Source organism: Sphaerisporangium cinnabarinum, from assembly GCF_055567015.1.
In genome coordinates this window covers 371152-389179 of the sequence record NZ_JBVHRG010000001.1, presented here as the reverse complement: position 1 = coordinate 389179, position 18028 = coordinate 371152, and the positions used below count along the sequence as shown (strand labels likewise).

The following is an 18028-nucleotide window of genomic DNA, read 5'->3' as shown; positions in this document are numbered from 1 at the left end:
CGCCGCCGCCACGGTCGGGGGCGGCGTGACGCACCCCCGTAGGCTGGTCCGGTGACGTTCCCGGCCGCCGCGCTCCCCCCTGCCCGCACTCAGCCCGCCCGCCGGGACCGGGGCCTCGGGCCGCGGACGACAGCGCTCGCCACGACCGTCGCCCTGCTGCTGACGCTCCTCGCCACGGCCGGCCCGGCGGCGGCGACCACCGCGGCCCGATCGGCGGCAGCGGCGACCACCGCAGGCGCTCCGGCCGTCGCGTCGGGCGGCTCGGCGACCACCGAGGCCACCGTCGCGGCCGGCCCGCTCGCCGCCGCGCCCGCGCACGACCCGCGGCCCGTCGTGCTGGTCGCGGTGGCGGGCCTGTACTGGAGCGACGTCTCCCCCACCGCGACGCCGACGCTGTGGTCGATGATCCGCACGGGGTCCGTCGCGTCGCTCAACCTCGGGCGCACGGCGTGCACGACCGACGCGTGGCTCACGCTCTCGGCGGGGCGCATGGTGTCGGCGCAGGCGGAGGAGCCGCCCGCGGAGCCGCTCCCCGCCGACGCCGAGGAGCCCGCGAGCGGCTGCCTCCCCCTGCCCGTGCCCGACGTCACGCCGACGGGGGCGACCACGCCCGACGCGCGCCCCGCCGACGTCCCCGGCTGGACCGTGCTCACGGCGCCGGCCGCGGAGGAGACCCCCGCGCAGGCGGCGCGGCACGACCCCGGGACGGCCGCGGCCCGGCTCGCCGAGACGGGCGTCTGCACGACCGCCGTCGGGCCGGGTGCCGCCGTGATGCTCGCGGACGCCGTCGGCCGCGTCGAGCGGTACTCGCCCTCGCTCGCCGCGCTCCCCGACGACGGCCTCGACGCGTGCGACGTGACGGTCGTCGACCAGGGCGAGATCGTCGACTCGGCCACCGGTCGCGGCGAGAGCCTCGACGAGCTCGACGAGGCGCTCGCCCGGGTCATGGACGAGGTCGACCGGGGCACGCGCGTCCTGGTGGCCGGCGTGTCGGCGGGGCCGGTCGGCGAGACCGGGCTCCAGGTCGTCGTCGACTGGCGCAAGGGGCAGCCGACGAGCCGGTGGCTCCACTCGCCGAGCACGCAGAAGGACGGCATCGTCCAGCTCACCGACCTGACGGCGACCGTCGTGGAGTCGGCGGGCGGCAGCACGGAGGGGCTCGAGGGCGCCGCCCTGGAGCAGGGCGAGGTGCGGCGCATGGACGTCGCCCGGACGGTCGAGAACCGGCAGTACCTCAACGTCCTCACCAGCACCATCCCCACCCTCTACCCCGTGCTCGTCGGGCTCCTCGTCGGCGCCCTGGTCCTCGCGCTCGGCGGCGTCCTGTGGGCCCGCCGCGCCGCCGTCCGCCACGGGCGCGAGCCCGGTCCGGGGCCGCGCGGCCTGCGCGTGCTCTCCGCCGTGCTCATGGTGGTCGCGGCGGCCCCGGTCGCGGCGTCGCTCGCCAGCCTGTCGCGCTGGTGGGTGTGGAGCGCGCCCGCGCCGGCGCTCACGCTCGCGCTCGCGGTGAGCGCGGTCGTCGTCGCCCTCGTCGCGTGGGTCGTCTCGCGCCTCCTGCCGCGGCGCCCGTGGGCGCTCCCGTCGGCTCTCGCCGGGGTCACGTGGCTCGTGCTCACCGTCGACGGCGCGACCGGCACGACGCTCCAGCAGGCATCGTTGCTCGGGACGTCGGCCGTCGTGGGCTTCACGCGCTTCTACGGCTTCAACAACGTCACCTTCGCCGTGTACGCCGTCGCCGGCCTCGTCCTCGCGGGCGGCCTCGCGTCGGCCGCGACCGCCCGCGGACGACGCCGCCTCGCGGCCTGGACCGTCGTCGCCGTCGGGGCGGTCACGGTCGTCATCGACGGCTGGCCCGCGTTCGGTGCCGACTTCGGCGGCATCCTCGCGCTCGTCCCCGCGTTCGCCGTCCTCGCGCTGCTCGTGGGCCGGGTGCGCATCACGTGGCTGCGCGCGCTCGTCGTCGCGCTCGCGACGGTGCTCGTGGTCGTGGTCGTCGCGGTCGTGGACTGGCTGCTGCCGGGCGGGAGGTCCCACCTCGGCGGGTTCGTCCAGACCGTCGTGGACGGGGCCGCGCTCGACGTCATCGGCCGCAAGGCGCTCGGCGCGTGGGCCACCCTCGCGAACCCGCTGGGTGCGGTCGCGGCGGTCCTCGTGGTGCTCCTCGCCGTCGCCGTGCTGCGCCCCGAGCGGTTCCGCCTGCCGGAGGTCGCACGCGCCTACGAGACCTGGCCGATGCTGCGCCCGCTGGTCGTGGCGCTCGTCGTCGTCGCGGGCGTCGGCTCCGTCCTCAACGACTCGGGCGTCATCATCGCGGTCATGGTCGTGGTCGTCGCGACCGCGATGATCGTCCCCGGCTTCCTCGCGCGCCCCGCGCCCTCGCAGACCGTGCGGGCCGTGCCCGAGCCGGGGATCCGGCGCATGCCGACCATGCTCGCGACCGTGGGGGGCGGGCTCCTGCTCGTCCTCCTGCTCGCCTCGACGGTGCTCGCCTCCTCGGGGCTCCGGCCGGCGGCCAGCGCCGCCCCGGCGGGCGGCGAGGCGTCGGTGACCCGCTCCGACGCGATCGCGACGGACCGGCCGATCGTCGTCGTCGGCACCACGGGCGTCACGTGGGGCGACGTCACGTCGTCGGCCACCCCGACGCTCCACGCCCTGCTCACCGACGGCGCGGGCGCCGGCGGCGTCTCCCAGCCCACGGGGGCGGCGAGCCGCTGCACCGTCGGCGGCTGGCTCGCGCTCTCCGCCGGGCAGCTCGCCGAGGTCGCGACCGAGCGCGCGCCCGACGGCGCATGGGCGTGCCCGACGCCGCAGCCCGCCCCCGCCGGCGCGGACGGGGCGCAGGTCGAGGGGTGGGACGACCTGGTCGCCCTCCAGCGCGGCTCGGGCTACCAGGCGCGCCTCGGCGTCCTCGGCGACGCGCTCGCCACGGCCGGCACCGACGGCGCGGTGTGCGCGACGGCGGTGGGCCCGGGCGCTGCGGTCGCCCTCGCGGACTCCGCGGGCCAGGTCGCGCGCTACCGCGACCTCGCGGACGCGACCGCACCCGGCTCCGACGCGTTCGCGTGCCCCGTGACCGTCGTCGACGCGGGCGACGCGACCCCGCCGGTCGTCGACCCCGACCTCCCGGCGGACGAGCGCGCCACGCTGCGCAGCACCCTGCGCGCCGACCGCCTCACCGCGGTCGACGCGACCGTCGGCGCCGTGCTCGACGCGGCCCCGAGCGGCACGACCGTGCTCGTCGTGGACGTCGCCGGCGCGCCCGGCACCCGTCCCGCGCTCGGCACGACGCTCGTGCGCCCGTCGTCCGACGGTCCCGACCAGTCCCGCTACCTGACGAGCGCCGCCACCCGGACCGACGGCGTCGCGCGCGTGCTCGACGTCCCGGCGACGGTGCTCGACGCCGCGGGCGCCGCGACGCCGGCACGGATCCAGGACACGCCGGTGGCCTGGGGCTCGCCGCGCCCGGCCGACGCGACGTCGACCGCCGACGCCCTCGCCGACCTCACGACGCGCGACCACGTGCGCCGCGCCGTCTACACCGCGTTCGTCGACGTGCCGCTCTACGCGGGGCTCGTGATCGCCGGGCTGTGCCTCCTGCTCGCGCCGCGTGCCGCGCGCGCGACCGGCGACCGCGCGCGCGCGCGGTGGGCCCGGGCGGCGCACTGGGCCCGCGGGTCCGCGCTCGTCGTCGCCGCGATGCCCACCGCCGCCTTCCTCGTGTCGCTCACGGGCTGGTGGCGGTTCGGGAACCAGACGCTCGCGATCGTCGTGTCCACGGTCCTCGCGACGGCGGCCGTCGCCGGCCTGGGCGCCCTCGCCCCACGCCGGCCGGTCTGGCTCGGCCCCGGCATCGTCGCCGGGCTCACGTTCGCCGTGCTCACGCTGGACGCGCTCGTCGGCACCCCGCTCAACCGGGCGAGCCCGCTCGGTTCGGCGCCCACGTTCGGCGCCAGGTTCTACGGGTTCGGGAACCCGACGTTCTCCGTGTACGCGGTCGCGGCGCTCGTCGTCGCCGCGGCGCTCGCGCAGTGGCTCGTCGCACGCGGCCACCGGTACGCCGCCGCCGCGACGGTGGGCGTCATCGGTCTCGTGACGATGGTCGTGGACGTGTGGCCGACGCTCGGCGCCGACCTCGGCGGCGGTCTCGTCGTCGTGCCGGCGTTCGCCGTGCTGGGCCTCGCCGCCTCGGGCGCGCGGGTCACGTGGCGGCGCTTCCTGCTCGTCGCGGCGGCGGGCGTCGCGCTCGTCGCCGCCGTCGGCGTGCTCGACTGGCTGCGTCCGGCCGACGAGCGCTCGCACCTGGGCCGGTTCGTCGGGCAGGTCGTCGACGGGTCGGCGTGGGAGACGCTGCTCCGCAAGGCGGGCTACGCGGCGCGGTCCGTGCTGGGCGGGGTGCCGGTGTGGCTGACGATCGCCGTGCTCGTCGCGGCCGCGCTGCTGCTCTTCTGGCCCCGGCGCTTCACGCCGCGGTGGTTCGCGCGCACGGAGGCCGCGTGGCCGCTCGTGCGCCCGACCCTGCTGGCGCTGTGGATCGTGGCCGTCGCGGGCTCGCTCGTCAACGACTTCGGCGTGCGGATCGCGCTCATCGCGCTCATCCCGGCCGTCCCGTTGCTCACCGTCGCCGCGCTCCACGCGGCCGACGACGGCGACGGCACGGGCGAGAGCGCGGACGACGACCCGGACGACCGCTCCGGCGCGGAGGGCCCCGCGGCGCGGGTCGGGAGCACCCCGTCCTGACCCAGGTCAGTCCCGCGCGTCGGCCGCGACGTCGTGCAGGACGAAGGTCGCGAACCCCAGCTCGCGTCGGGCGCCGTCCAGCCAGGCGTCACGATTCTCCCGTGCGGCGGCGAGCGCCTGGTCACGGTCCTCGGCCGTCGGGGCCTCCCGGACGGCCCAGTCGACGAGCGAGCCCGTCCAGCTGAGCTGGTAGTCGTCCCACTCGGCCAGGGTGCTGACGTGCCCGAACGACGGCTCGAACCCGTGCGCACGGACGGTCCGCACGAAGCCGGCGAGATCGGGATAGGCGTCGGCGGGGACGTCGAGCGCCGCGAGCGCCGATTCCGACGGGGTGCCCTCCCAGATGCTGTCCCCGACCAGTGCCTGGCCGCCGGGGCGCAGGCACTGCCGGACGGCGCCCAGCGTGGCCTCCAGCCCGCCGAAGGCGTGGCTCGCGCCGACGCACAGCACGACGTCGAACGTCCCGTCGTCCCAGGTGGCGGCGTCCGCCTCGATCCACCGCACCCGATCGCTCAGCCCTCGTTCGCGGGTGCGCCGGGCCGCTGAGGCCGGGAGCATGTGGTCGATCCCGACACCGGTGGTCCCGGGGTGGGCGAGCAGCAGCTCCTGCAGCCACTCGCCCTCGCCGCACCCGAGGTCGGCGGCGCGGGCGCCGTCGGCCGGGCTCAACCAGCCGACCAGCTCTCGCAGCCGCTCGGGCGCCACGGGCGCCCCGATCGGATGGCGCAGATGGGCGATGTCGAAGATCTCGGACCGTTCCATCCCGCGACGCTACAGGCCGCACCGCGCCGCGCCCGTGCCGCCCTCCGGCCCGCGCCACCGGGTGGCTCACACGGCAGGCGCGCCCTCGGTGAGCACGAGCCCGCTGCCGCTCGCCGCGAGGTCGGCCATCGCGACGCTCCGGACCGCAGGGTCCTCGTACGTGTTCCAGTAGTAGGTCTGCGTGCGCGCGGAGAACAGGCCCGTGTAGACGGTCTTCTCGAACTCGCCGGACCCCATCGCCGCGCAGCCGTCGACCATCGCGACCTGCTGCAGCGTGTGGAAGGCGCGGCTCACGTTCTCCTCCTCGGTGCCCTTCGTCGGGTAGTGGGAGTTCACGTAGGCCGCGCGGACGAAGCGGGACGGCGAGTAGTAGTCGCCAGGGACCCCGCGCATGTGCGAGCCCGAGCCGAACGGGGCGAGGTGGGCCCGGCCCACGACGGTGTCCTCGGGGAAGTCCGGCGAGACGTTGAGGTAGTTGCGCAGGTTCTCGTGGTGCCAGGTGAACCCGGGCTGGTTCGTGAGGACGTCGACGTCGTCGTCGAATACCTGCATGCCCGCGCTGGTGTACTCGACCACGATCGCGCGACGCGCGTCGCCGATGAACCAGTGGAGCAGCGAGCTCGGGTACTTGTCGTTGATCGGACGGTCCACGATCGCGACGTCGCGCAGCGCGGCCTCGACCTCGTCGACCGTCGCGAACTGCGCGCACACCCACAGCGGGAGCTCGAACGCGGCCACGTTGACCGCGCCGTCGACCGGGCCGGAGGCGTACTCCGCGTACCCGGGGAAGTTGAGGCCCGCGACGGCGAGCCCCGCGTCGTTGCCGCAGTCGAAGTACAGCGGGGTGTCCTCCTCGACGATCCCCATGCCGAGGACCGCGTGCTCGATCCCGCGCACCGCGCCGAACGGCGACCGGGGCGTGTAGCCCGTCGGGGTCAGCAGCACCTGCTGCCCGTAGCCCGTCGTCCAGTCGAGGTTGCGGGCGAGGTAGAGGTTGCCGTCGTCGTCCGTGAACCTGATCCCTGTGCACATGGCGCTGCCCCCGTCGTCGTCGGTCCGGCTCGCGCGGCGAGCCGCCCGGGCACGCCGTCGTGCCCGCCCTCCCATGGTGCGTCCGTGCGGGCTCCGGGGCCACCGGCGGGGCCGACCGGTCAGGGCTGGAGATACACCGAGACGTGCGCCTCGATCGCGCGCTCCGCACGGGCGGGGTCGCCCGAGCGGAGCGCGGCGAGCAGCTCGCGGTGCTGCTCGACGACGGCGTGCGCGTCCTCGTGGTGCGGCGCGTCCCGGACGAAGTACGCCCGGACGCGCGGCTGGATGAGCCGCCAGATCTGCAGCGACTGCGTGTGGCTCGCGGCGGCGATCACCGCCTCGTGGAACTCGAGGTCGAGGTCGGCGAGCCGCCGGGCGTCGAGCGGGTCCGCCGCGCGCTCCATCGCGGCCACCGTGCGGTCGAGCGCGTCCAGGAGCGCGGGGTCCTGCGCGCGCGCCGCCGCGCGGAACGCCACCTTCTCGATGACGGTCCGCACCGGGACGAGGATCTCGGCGATCTCCTCCTGGGAGACGTCCACCACGACGGCGCCGCGGTACGGGTGGGAGACGACGAGCCCTTCCTGCTCGAGCACCATGATCGCCTCCCGCACCGGGCCGCGGCTGATGCCGTAGGAGGCGGAGAGGTCACGCTCGACGAGGCGGTCGCCGGCGGCGAGGTCGCCGGAGGCGATGCGTTCGCGCAGGTGGCGCAGGACCCAGTCGCGCCGGGACTCGGGCGGCGATGCGGGCAGGACGGGCACGACGGAGACCCTCTCACTCGGGAGGGCTCCCACCCTAGTGGGTGGCCGATGGTTGACCATCTACCATCATGCGCCCTAGAGTCGCGGACCACGACAGACCGACGAGAGGACACCCATGAGGATCACCGCCATCACCGCCGCCGGCCTGCGCGGCGCCACCCCCGAGGGCGGCTGGCAGGAGGAGCTGCGCCAGGACGACGTCGTGCACACCCTCGTCGCCGTCCACACCGACGAGGGGCTCGTCGGCGTCGGCAGCGTGTTCACGACCGAGGACCTCGTGCGCGGCGCGCTCGACGTCCTGCGGCCCCTGCTCGTGGGCGCGAACGCGCTGGAGCCGGAGCGCACGAGCGAACGGCTGCACCGCACGACGTTCTGGATGGGGCGCGGCGGGTCGATCACGCACGCGATCAGCGGCGTCGACACCGCGCTGTGGGACCTCCTCGGCCAGGCGACGGGTCAGCCCGTCGGGCGCCTCCTCGGCGGGCGGTACCGCGACCGGGTGCGCCCGTACGCCTCGCTGCTCATGGACCAGCCCGACGCGCTGCGCGACCACCTCGCCGCGCTGCGCGCCGAGGGATGGACCGCGTTCAAGATCGGCTGGGGCCCCTTCGGCCGGGTCGACGAGCGGCTCGACGAGCGCATCGTCGCCGCGGCGCGCGACGCCGTCGGCCCCGACGCGATGCTCATGGTCGACGCCGGCGGCAGCGACAGCGCGTGGAGCCAGGGCTACAAGTGGGCCCTGCGGACCGCCCGGATGCTCGACGCCTACGGCGTCGCGTGGTTCGAGGAGCCGCTGCCACCGGACGCGATCGAGGACTACACCCACCTGCGCCGGCGCTCGCCCGTGCCGATCTCCGGTGGCGAGGTGCTCACGCGCCGCCAGGCGTTCCAGCCGTGGATCGAGGGCGGCGCGCTCGACATCGTGCAGCCCGACGTCACGAAGGTCGGCGGGACGAGCGAGCTGCGGCGCATCGCGTGGTCCGCGCACGACCACGGCGTCAAGCTCGTGCCGCACGGGTGGAACACCGCCGTCGGGCTCGCCACCGACCTCCAGCTCGCCTCCGCGCTGCCGGACACGGACCTCGTCGAGTACGTCACCGGCTCGCCCTACATCGACGACCTGACGACGGACCGCTGGACGCTCGACGCGGACGGGATGCTCCCGATCCCGGACGGCCCCGGCCTCGGTGTCACGCTCGACCGCGAGCGCCTCGCGCGCTACTGCGACGTCGACGCGCTGCTCGGGAGCGCGGCGTGAGCCCCCGGTCGCTCGTCGTGACGGGCGCGGCGTCGGGGATCGGTCGGGCGGTCGCCGTGGGCGCCGCCCGGGAAGGCTGGTTCGTGCACGTGCTCGACCTCGACCCCGACGGCGCCGCGGGCACCGTGGACCTCGCCCGGGAGGCGGGCGGGGACGGGCGCGCGCACGTGCTCGACGTGACCGACGCTGCCGCGGTCGCGTCGGCGGTCGGGGCGGTCGTGGACGCCGGGCCGCCGCTGCGCGGGCTCTTCGCGGGCGCCGGGATCGACGTGGGCGGGGCGGCGCACGAGCTGGACCCGGCCACGTGGCGCCGCGTGCTCGACGTCAACGTGACGGGCACGTTCCTCGTCGTGCGCGAGGTGCTGCGCACGATGGTCGCCGACGGCGGCGGGAGCGTCGTGCTGTGCGGCTCGCCCGCCGCGACGGTCGGCTTCGCGGCCGGGGGCGCGACGGCGTACGGCGCCTCGAAGGGGGCGATCTCGTCCATGGTCCGCACCCTCGCGGTCGACTACGCGCGCCACGGGGTCCGGGTGAACGCGATCGTCCCCGGCCCGACGGAGACCCCCCTCATGTGGGCCAACGTGCCCGCCGACGAGGTCGCCGCGACGCGCGCGCAGATCGAGCGCGAGGTCCCGCTGGGCCGGCTCGCGCAGCCCGAGGAGATCGCCGAGCCCGTGCTCTGGCTGCTGTCGGACCGCTCGTCGTACACGACCGGGTCGCTCGTCGGGTGCGACGGCGGCGTCCTCGCCAAGTCGTCGATCAGCGTATGAGCGCGCCGGACGCCCCGGCACGTCGCCCCCGGGTCGGGGCGACGTGCTGGGCGATCGGCGACGGCTGGATCCCGCCGTACGGCACGGGCGAGGACCCGACCCTCGCGAGCCACGAGAGCCTGTGCCTGCTCAACGCCGGTCCCGACGACGCGCGCGTCGAGATCCGGCTCTACTTCACCGACCGCCCGCCGGCCGGCCCGTACGTCGTGGTGGTGCCCGCCGAGCGGGTGCGCCACGTGACGCTCAACGACCTCGACGACCCCGAGCCCGTGCCCCGCGGCACCGACTACTCGGCCGTCGTCGTCGCGTCGGCGCCCGTCGTCGTCCAGCACACGCGGCTCGACTCGCGGCAGGCCGCCAACGCCCTGTTCAGCACGATCGCCCATCCCGTCGACACCTTCCGAGAGGACCTCCGATGACGCAGACCTCCACCCCGACGACCTTCCGCCGGGGCACGCCGTGAACGCCGCGACGGGCCGCCTCGGCCACGGCGCCCTCACCCCGCTCGTCGTCGCGTCGACCGTCGGGGCGGCGCTGGGCGGGTTCATGTTCGGCTTCGACACGGCCGTGGTCAACGGCGCCGTCGACGCCCTCAAGGCCGAGCTCGGCGTCGGGAGCGCGCTCGTGGGCGTGATCGTCGCGAGCGCGCTCCTCGGCGCGGCGGTGGGCGCCTTCTCCGCGGGCACCATCGCGGACCGCTTCGGACGACGGCGCCTCATGATGGTCGCCGGGACCCTGTTCGTCGCCACGTCGGTGCTGTGCGCCGTCGCGCACGACGGCCCGACCCTCGCGCTGTGGCGCTTCCTGGGGGGCGTCGGGGTGGGCATGGCGTCCGTCGTCGCGCCGCTCTACATCGCCGAGATCGCACCCGCCCGCCTGCGCGGGCGGCTCGCGACGGCGCAGCAGATGTCGATCGTCCTGGGCATCTTCGCCGCGCTCGTCTCGAACGCGTTCCTCGTCCGCGCCGCGGGCGGGGCCGAGGCGGAGCTGGCCCTCGGCCTGCCCGCCTGGCGGTGGATGTTCCTCGTCGCGGTCGTGCCGTCGGTGGCGTACGTGGTCGCGGCGGTCCTGCTGCCCGAGTCGCCGCGGTACCTCGTGATGCGCGGCGACCGCGACGGCGCCGCCCGCACGCTGCGGCGCCTCCACCGCGTCCCGGAGGGCGACGCGCTCCTGGCCGTCGCGACCATCGAGGGGACGCTCCACGAGGCGCGGCCGGCGTGGTCCCACCTGTTCTCCGGGCCGGGCCGCCTCAAGCCCATCGTCTGGCTGGGGATCGCGCTCGCCGCGCTCCAGGCGCTCGTGGGGATCGACGTCATCTTCTACTACTCGACGTCGCTCTGGGCGCAGGTGGGCTTCGGCGAGCAGCAGGCCTTCTGGCTCTCGGCCCTGACGTCGCTCGTCAACGTCGCGGCGACCGTCGTCGCGATCTTCCTCGTCGACCGCGTGGGGCGGCGTCGCCTGCTGCTCGTGGGCTCGGTGGGCATGACGGTCGCCCTGGCCGTCATGGCGACCGGGTTCGCCCAGGCGCGGCAGACCGCGGACGGCGTCGTGTTCGTCGACGCGTGGGGCGTCGTGACCCTGGTCGCGGCGAACGTCTTCGTCGTGGCCTTCGCCGTCTCGTGGGGTCCCGTGGTGTGGATCCTCGTCGGAGAGATGTTCCCCAACCTGATGCGCGCCCGCGCCGCCTCGCTCGCCGCCGCCGCGAACTGGGCGGCGGGCATCGCCGTCAACCTCACGTTCCCCTCGCTCCGGGACCTGTCGCTCCCCGGCAGCTACGCCCTCTACGCGGTGTTCGCGGCCGCGTCGTTCGTGCTCGTGCTCCGCGCGCTGCCCGAGACGGCGAACCGCCCGCTCGAGGAGATGCGGGAAGAGACGGCGTCGGGTGGACATCGCTCACTTTAGGAGTGTTAAAGTGATTGCATGATCCAGAACTCCATCACCCCGGAGCAGGCCCGTCGTCAGCTCGGCCAGGCGGAGGAGGTCGCCGCCCAGGCCCACCGCGCGACCCGCTGGTACCCCTGGCTCAGCGTCGGGCACGCTGTCACCGCCCTCGCGTACACGATCGCGATCGACGTCCTCGACGCACCGTGGTGGCCCGCCACCACGGTGCTCGTGGTCGTCCTCGCCCTGCTGTGGTCCGCCGTCGCGCGGCACCACCGGGCGGCGCCGCGGCACTGGGTGCGCGACATGGGCATCGCCCTGATCACCTGGGCGGTGCTGTACTTCGCGATGCTCGACCCGGCGCTCCAGCTCGTCGGCGCGGCGTCGTCGGCCTGGTGGGTCCTCGCCGGCGTCGTCGCCGCCTCCCCGTTCGCGGCGTGCGCGTTCGCGAGCGCACGCCGGTGAGCCACCCGCGCAAGGGCCTGGACGCGCTCATCCACTCGCCCGTGCGCTTCTCGATCCTCGCCGCCCTGGCGAACGTCGAGAGCGCGGACTTCCGTTTCCTGGCCGACCTGGTCGAGCTGAGCGACTCGTCCCTCTCCCAGACCCTCACCGCCCTCTCCGACGCGGGTCTGGTGGAGATCCGCAAGGAGGCCGCCGGGCGCCGGACGCGCACGTGGGTCCGCATCAGCGACCGCGGGCTCGACGCGTTCCGGCAGCACGTGCGCACCCTCGAGCAGATCGCCCGCACCGGCGCGATCGAGCCGCGACCCGACCCGACCCCGAGAGGCACCGCACCATGACGCCCACGTTCCGTCGAGCCACCGCCGCCGACGTCCCCGCCGCGGCCCGCACCCTCGCCGACGCGTTCCACGACTATCCCTGGACCCGCTGGGCAGTCCCGGAGGACGGCTACCCGGAGCGCCTCGCCGCGCTCCAGGAGATCTACCTCGAGCACGCCGTCGCGCACGGGATCGTCGTCGTCCACGAGCCGGTGGACGCCGTCGTCGCGCTCATGCCGCCCGACGCCCCCGCACCCCCCGACGACGTCCAGGAACGGGTCGCCGCGCTGCACGGCGCACGCCTGCAGGCCGTGGCCACCGCGGAGCTCCCGCCGCCCCGCCCGGACGCCTGGGTGCTCGCGACGGTAGGGGTCCTGCCGTCGCTCCAGGGCACCGGGCTCGGCACCGCGGTGTGCCGGGCGGCGCTGCGCGACCCCGCACTCGGGGACGCGCCCGTCGCGCTCGAGACCTCCGACGCGCGCAACGTCACCTTCTACGAGCGGCTGGGCTTCGTGCGCACCGCGACCACGCAGGTGCACGACGGCCCCGTCGTGCACGGCATGGTCCGCACGCCGAGGCACTGAGCCCCGACGCCGAGCCGCCGCGCCGAGCGACCTGCCGTGCCGGGTCGCCCGGTGCGGCGGCCCCGCGTGGCTAGTGGTCGCCCGCGCGCACCCGGTCGACGGCGGAGCGCATCTTGCGCGCGTTCACCGCGAGCAGCACGTCCCGGTACTGGGCGGCGCGGTGGAGCTGGCCCTTGAGGTCGTTCGACGACGCGCGGTGGCGCAGGTCGCACGGCACCTCGACCGCCACGTACCCCTTGCGGAGCAGGTCGATCGTCATGCCCGTCTCCACGCCCCAGCCGCGCGCGAGCGGGGTCGCGGCCTCGAACGCCTCGCGCGTGAGGCACCGCATCCCGGAGAGGGGCTGGGTCGGGGTCCACCCCGTGAGGGACTGGATCGCGCGGCGCGCGGCGCCCACGACGATCCCCCGGCCCCCGGCACCCGGCTGGGGCGGGAGCAGCGCGATGGCCACGTCGGCGTACCCGTCGAGGACGGGCGCGACGAGCGGCGCGGTGTTCACGGCGGTCTCGCCGAGGTCGCCGTCGATGAAGAGCAGGAGGCGCGGCGGGCGGTCGGCCGCGTCGCGCATCGCGACGACCGCGGCTCCCGTCTCCATGGCCGCGGCCTTCCCGCGGTTGTGGGAGTGCCGCACGACGACGGCCCCCGCCTCGCGCGCGACGTGCTGGGTGTCGTCCTCGCTGCCGTCGTCGACGACGAGCACGAGGTCGACGTGCGGGATGGCCTTCGCGGCGCGCACGGTGGCGGCGATGCGACGCGACTCGTCCTTCGCGGGGATGATCACCGCGACGCGCTGGCGGACGGCGCGGCCCGTGCGCCCGTCGCCGGCCACCGGGCGCGGCGTGCGCGCCCGGGTCCCGGACGCCGACAGGTACGTCGGCGGCGTGCTCGCCGTGCTCGTGGGGGCACTCCCCGTGTTCTTCCCCGTATCGGTCGACCGATGGTCCGCGTTCACGCCGTCCAGCCTAGTAGTGCAAAGAGTTGGCCGCAGATGTGTCGTCGTTCCACCAGCGGATCCGCTCGGGATCTCCGCAGGACGACCGGGCTGCGTTCCCAGGTCTCCCGGATCCTACTCGACGCGAGAGCCCGCCGACAGGGGCGTCGGCGGGCTCTCGGGGTGGTCGCGCTCCCGCGTCGTGCGCTCGCGCGGGGTGCTCCGGGTCAGCGGAGCGTGACCTGCCGGGACACGATGCCCGCGCGCGCACGGCGCTCGTTCGCGTCGAGCGGCTCCGTGACCGCGAGCGCCTCGGTGAGGCGGGCGTCGAGCTCCGCGACCGGGCCCTCGAGCTCGTCCGCCTCCGTGCCGCGCGGCAGCTCCCACACGGGGACGAGCAGGCCGCTCGACCGGAACGCGCCGACGAACTTGCCGCCCGCGAGGCCGGACTCGCGCTTCGCGTGCAGGCGCGAGATCGCGTCGATGAGGGCGTCCTCCGGCTCGGGGCGGGCCCAGCGCAGGAACTCGCGCGACATGCGGCACCAGTACGCGGACTCGACAGCGTCGAGCTTGACGGTGGGCACCATCGACTCGGCCGCCTGGTCGAGCGAGGCGCGCAGGTCGGGCGTGATCTCCGCCGACGGGTCCAGCCAGAAGGCGAAGTCCTCGTGCACGGTGACGTCGAACGGGACGGAGAGGTCGAGCACGTCCTGGAGGCGCGGGCCGGCGTCGGGCAGGGCGCTCGTCTCGATGGACGTGCCGGGCTCGGCGTCGATCGCCTCCAGGAGCGCGGCGGCGAGGTCGCGGCTCGTGTCGCCGGAGCCGGCGAGGGTCTGGACGGCGAGGAGGATCGTGCCGTCCTGGCGGTGCAGCGCGGCCCAGCCGGCGGGCAGGACCGTCACGACGAGGACGTCGCGCGCCCCGTGCTCGGCGGTCGTGCGCGCGGTCGCGGTGGCCGAGGGGACGACCTCGCGCATCGCGACCCAGTCGGTCTCGCCGGGGAGCCCCTCGAACGGGCGCAGCACGAAGTCGGGCGTGGTGTTCTTGGCCATGCGCGGCAGTCTACTGGCGCGACCTACCGGCGCGGCGGAGCGGCGGGCCGGGTGCGCGGGCGCAGTCGGACGTCGGGCAGCGCGGGCGCGGGCAGGGGGCCGCCGTCGTACCCGACGACCTCGCCGTAGCGGCGGTCGCGCGCGCCGTCCGCGTACCGGGTGCCGCCGCGGTTCGGGCCCTGGTCCCCCGTGACGACGAGCTGGGCCTGCCAGTCCGCGCGGGCGCGCGCGACGTCGTCGTGCGAGCGGCCGACGAAGTTCCACCACATGACGATGTCCTCGCCGAACGGCTCGCCTCCCACGAGCACCGCACGGGCGGGGGCGTCCGGTCCCGCCTCGACGACGAGCGTCGTGCGGCCGGGCTCGACGTACCCGAGCGACGACGGCGGGACGGGCGAGCCCTCGAGCCGCACCACGCCGTCGTCGACGAGGAGGCCGTGCTCGAACGCCGGGTCCACGTCGAGCGTGACGCGCGCGCCGGGCGCGAGGTCGAGCTGCGCCCCGACGATCGGCGTGAAGGTCGTGGCGGGCGAGCGCAGCGCGGCGCCGCCCACGCGGAGCGCGCCGAGGAAGACCTGCACCCGCGCGCCGTCGACCGTGGCGACGGGGAGGTCGGCGTGGTGCTCGAACGCGGGCGGGTCCGCGAGGCGGTCGCCCGGCAGCGCGACCCACAGCTGGACGCCGTGCAGGACCGGGGGCCGCTCGCCGCGCGGCGACTCCTCCGAGTGGGAGATGCCGCGACCCGCGGTCATGAGGTTGAGCTCGCCGGGCCGCACCGTCTGGAGCGACCCGACGGCGTCGCGGTGCAGGATCTCGCCGGCGAACAGCCACGTGACGGTCTGGAGCCCGGTGTGGGGGTGCGGCGGCACCTGCATGCCGTCGGTGCCGTCGCCGATGGCGGGCAGCGGGTCGGGGCCGTAGTGGTCGAGGAAGCACCACGCGCCCACGAGCGACCGGGCGCGCTGCGGGATCGTGCGCCGCACCCGCATCGCCCGGGTGCCCCCGAGCGGGACGTCCCGGTGCTCGAGGATCTCGACCGCGGCGCGTGCACCGTCGTCGTGGGGCGCGCCGGCCGAGCAGACGCGCTCCTCCGGCCGGGTCTCGAGGTTGCTCATGGGCACGAGCGTAGGCGTGCGGGGCGGAGCCTTCCTGCGCCTGTGGACGGTCTTCGCGTCGGGCCGCGCCCGCGGGAGAATGGGGACGAGGCCCCTCGGAGCAGGATTCCGAGGGGCCTCGCCGTGTCCGCGCGACCCCGGGGCGGTCGGGCCGGGTGGCCCGTCGGGGCGCCGCTCGCGACGTGGCGGCCCGGCGCCCTCGCGTCCGGCCCGGGTGCCCGGGCAGGTGCGGTGACGCCGATCGCGGTCGGCCTTCCGGGTCCGGTAGGAACCTGCGCCGTCGCGCGCAGCCCCGCAGCAGGGGGTGGCGGGTCGTCCACCGTTCTCCGGTCGGCCGTGCCCTCGCGTGCGCGGCGGGACGTCGTGCGGTCCTGGCGGGGCCGTCAGACCCCTGCATGATGCGTGCCGGAACCCCGTCGTCCGTGTGCGCCCGTCCGGGCCGTTACGGACGTTTGTAGTCCTCGGCCCGGGGGTCTGCAAGAGTTCCCACCGTTGTCATTTGGGCCGCCCGGATGACCACAGGTTCGTCCACAGGACGCCCCGCGCCGTTCCCACGCTGCCCACAGGCCTGTGGATGAATTCTGTGGACAGATTTCGGCGCGGACCCGGCCCGGCCGGCCCCTCGGCGCGCCCCGTGCGCACGCGCTCAGACCCAGAACCGCGCCGTGGGTGCCGCCGCCGGGGAGAGCCGCTCGTCGAGGTCGAGGTCGCGCACGACGAACCCGCCGTCGTCGACGAGCGTCCCCGCGAGGCGACCCTGGAGCATCGCCGCGAGCCGGGCGAGCAGCACCCGGGCGCGCGAGCGCGCGAGGACGTGCAGCCCCGAGGGCCGCTCGACCGCGAGCTCGTCCGGCTCGGTCGGCACCCACGTGAGGCGGTAGGCGTGCGGCCCGTGCTCGCGCCAGTCGAGCCCGTCGAGGGCGAGCGGGACCTGCGCGACGCGTCGGGCCTCGAGCCGCACCCCGCCGTCGTACGGGGTCTCTCCCGACAGCACGTACTCCGCGAGGCCGTCCGCGCCCGCCCGCACGGCGACGACCCTCGCGCCGGGGACCGTCGTGCGCAGGACGCCGAGCGCGTCGTCCGGCCCGAGCACGTGGGCGCTGTGGAGCGTGAGGTCGACGCCCGACGCCGGGTCGGGCGTGAGCACGGCCCGGCCGTCCGCGACGACCGCGCCGCCGACGCGCCGGGCCGCGGCGACGGCCCAGCCCAGCACGCGGAGCTCGAGCCCCTGCGGCAGCCCCGCCGGGAACGCGCGCACCAGCCCGTCGCGGTCGTCGGTCGCGGCGACCGCCGCGGGCGCGAGCCGCGCGTCGGGGTGGTCGACGTGCAACGCGTACGCCTCGGCGCTCCCGCCCGCGAGGCCGAGCGCGTGCGTCTGCGGCGGGGTGAGCGCGAAGGGCCCGACGACGCGCGCCCCCTCGGCGAGGCGCAGCTCGCCCGGTGCGACGACGCCGTCGGGCACGACGCCCCGGAACCGCGCGCCGGCCATGGGCCGCGCCGCGCCCCCGCCGCCCGGCGGGGTCGTCCAGGCCGCGCCGGCGAACCAGGCGCGCGCGAGCGCGTCCACGGGCGTGCGGGCCGCGCCGCGCGAGCGGGGCGTCGCGAGCAGGTGCGCACCGGCGTGCGCGTCCGGCACCAGGCCGACGACGGGGGCGTCCATGAACCGGAACGTAGAGCGCCCGGGAGGCGGCGGTGTTACGGCGGTGTCACGAGCGTGGGTCCGTTCGCCGGGACCCGCGCGCGTCAGGCGCCGACGTCGTGGAGGTGGTGGACGACGTCGTGCACGAAGTACTGCCCGAGCGTCCGGACCGTGAAGACCGACCCGTTCGAGCGCCGCCCGGGACGCTCCCACTGGTCGGGGACGAGGGCGTCGAAGCGGCCCGCGACGCGCTCGCCCGCGATCCGGAGCTCGCGCGCGACGACGGCCGGGTCCTGGTGCGCGTAGTCCTCCGCGACCGCCGTCGCGTCCTGGTCCCAGTTGGCGAACCGCGGGTCGTCCCCCTCGACCATGGACTGCACGCGCACGTCGAACACGGAGAAGACGTCGCGGACGTGCGCGGCGTACTCGAGCACGGACCAGGTCGTCGGGTCGGGGCGGGTCCGCGCGTCCGCGCGGGCCAGGGCCGCGACGTAGCGCGGGACGGCGTCGCGGACCGCGGCGCCCACGCGGTCGGGCGTGACCTCGGCGGCGACGAACCCGCACTCGGGGCACGGGCGCTCCATGACCCACGTCCAGTCCTTGGTGTCCGCGGGGACGGGCGGAAACTCCGGGTCCGGGGCGGCGGCGGGGACGCCCTCGGGCGACGCGGTCGTGTCCATGGCGGCAGTGTGCCAGACGGCGCAGCACCCTCCCGGGGCCCGGA

Annotated in this window: 16 protein-coding genes; 8 read left to right on the top strand and 8 right to left on the bottom strand. The window is 76.1% G+C overall.

The window, feature by feature from the left end:
* The first annotated feature begins 51 nt into the window (after positions 1 to 51).
* Positions 52 to 4737, top strand: coding sequence for a hypothetical protein (locus ACZ4MO_RS01725; RefSeq protein WP_175007460.1), 4686 nt, complete (start codon positions 52 to 54; stop codon positions 4735 to 4737).
* A gap of 6 nt (positions 4738 to 4743) precedes the next feature.
* Here ACZ4MO_RS01725 and ACZ4MO_RS01720 read toward each other — a convergent pair whose 3' ends face one another.
* From ACZ4MO_RS01720 to ACZ4MO_RS01710, 3 genes are all read right to left on the bottom strand, one after another.
* Positions 4744 to 5499, bottom strand: a complete 756-nt coding sequence (locus ACZ4MO_RS01720; RefSeq protein ID WP_175007459.1) for a methyltransferase — start codon at positions 5497 to 5499, stop codon at positions 4744 to 4746.
* Between the two features lie 66 nt (positions 5500 to 5565).
* Positions 5566 to 6531 (bottom strand): choloylglycine hydrolase, encoded by a 966-nt coding sequence (gene bsh / locus ACZ4MO_RS01715; protein ID WP_175007458.1) that lies wholly within the window; start codon positions 6529 to 6531, stop codon positions 5566 to 5568.
* A 119-nt stretch (positions 6532 to 6650) separates the two neighbouring features.
* A complete protein-coding gene (locus tag ACZ4MO_RS01710) occupies positions 6651 to 7292 on the bottom strand; it encodes an FCD domain-containing protein (protein ID WP_175007457.1) in 642 nt (213 codons plus the stop codon).
* Between the two features lie 115 nt (positions 7293 to 7407).
* Between ACZ4MO_RS01710 and ACZ4MO_RS01705 the strand changes: the two genes are divergently transcribed.
* Genes ACZ4MO_RS01705 through ACZ4MO_RS01675 form a run of 7 tightly spaced genes read left to right on the top strand, consistent with a single transcriptional unit; the run spans position 7408 to position 12567 of the window.
* Positions 7408 to 8550, top strand: coding sequence for an enolase C-terminal domain-like protein (locus tag ACZ4MO_RS01705; protein WP_175007456.1), 1143 nt, complete (start codon positions 7408 to 7410; stop codon positions 8548 to 8550).
* Positions 8547 to 9320 carry an SDR family oxidoreductase gene (locus ACZ4MO_RS01700; protein WP_175007455.1) on the top strand — a complete coding sequence of 258 codons (774 nt, stop codon included), beginning with the start codon at positions 8547 to 8549 and terminating at the stop codon, positions 9318 to 9320. The genes ACZ4MO_RS01705 and ACZ4MO_RS01700 overlap by 4 nt, the downstream gene beginning before the upstream one ends.
* On the top strand, positions 9317 to 9739 hold the full coding sequence (locus ACZ4MO_RS01695) for a sensory rhodopsin transducer (protein ID WP_108049177.1): 423 nt from the start codon (positions 9317 to 9319) through the stop codon (positions 9737 to 9739). The genes ACZ4MO_RS01700 and ACZ4MO_RS01695 overlap by 4 nt, the downstream gene beginning before the upstream one ends.
* Positions 9740 to 9779: 40 nt before the next feature.
* On the top strand, positions 9780 to 11222 hold the full coding sequence (locus ACZ4MO_RS01690) for a sugar porter family MFS transporter (RefSeq protein ID WP_175007454.1): 1443 nt from the start codon (positions 9780 to 9782) through the stop codon (positions 11220 to 11222).
* Between the two features lie 18 nt (positions 11223 to 11240).
* A complete protein-coding gene (locus ACZ4MO_RS01685) occupies positions 11241 to 11666 on the top strand; it encodes a hypothetical protein (protein WP_175007453.1) in 426 nt (141 codons plus the stop codon).
* Entirely contained in the window at positions 11663 to 12004 is a 342-nt protein-coding gene (locus ACZ4MO_RS01680; protein ID WP_175007452.1) for a transcriptional regulator, read from the top strand. Before ACZ4MO_RS01685 ends, ACZ4MO_RS01680 begins: the two co-directional genes overlap by 4 nt.
* Positions 12001 to 12567 (top strand): GNAT family N-acetyltransferase, encoded by a 567-nt coding sequence (locus ACZ4MO_RS01675; RefSeq protein ID WP_175007451.1) that lies wholly within the window; start codon positions 12001 to 12003, stop codon positions 12565 to 12567. The genes ACZ4MO_RS01680 and ACZ4MO_RS01675 overlap by 4 nt, the downstream gene beginning before the upstream one ends.
* A 70-nt stretch (positions 12568 to 12637) precedes the next feature.
* Here ACZ4MO_RS01675 and ACZ4MO_RS01670 read toward each other — a convergent pair whose 3' ends face one another.
* The 5 genes from ACZ4MO_RS01670 to ACZ4MO_RS01650 all read right to left on the bottom strand — a co-directional run bounded on the left by ACZ4MO_RS01670 (position 12638) and on the right by ACZ4MO_RS01650 (position 17984).
* Entirely contained in the window at positions 12638 to 13519 is an 882-nt protein-coding gene (locus ACZ4MO_RS01670) for a glycosyltransferase family 2 protein (protein ID WP_082774333.1), read from the bottom strand.
* Positions 13520 to 13725: 206 nt separating this feature from the next.
* Positions 13726 to 14550, bottom strand: coding sequence for a DUF5926 family protein (locus ACZ4MO_RS01665; protein ID WP_043656736.1), 825 nt, complete (start codon positions 14548 to 14550; stop codon positions 13726 to 13728).
* Positions 14551 to 14573: 23 nt separating this feature from the next.
* Positions 14574 to 15665, bottom strand: a complete 1092-nt coding sequence (locus ACZ4MO_RS01660; RefSeq protein ID WP_175007450.1) for a pirin family protein — start codon at positions 15663 to 15665, stop codon at positions 14574 to 14576.
* A 646-nt stretch (positions 15666 to 16311) separates the two neighbouring features.
* Positions 16312 to 17325, bottom strand: coding sequence for a hypothetical protein (locus tag ACZ4MO_RS01655; RefSeq protein WP_175007449.1), 1014 nt, complete (start codon positions 17323 to 17325; stop codon positions 16312 to 16314).
* An 83-nt stretch (positions 17326 to 17408) separates the two neighbouring features.
* Entirely contained in the window at positions 17409 to 17984 is a 576-nt protein-coding gene (locus ACZ4MO_RS01650) for a DinB family protein (RefSeq protein ID WP_074805117.1), read from the bottom strand.
* Between the last annotated feature and the right edge of the window lie 44 nt (positions 17985 to 18028).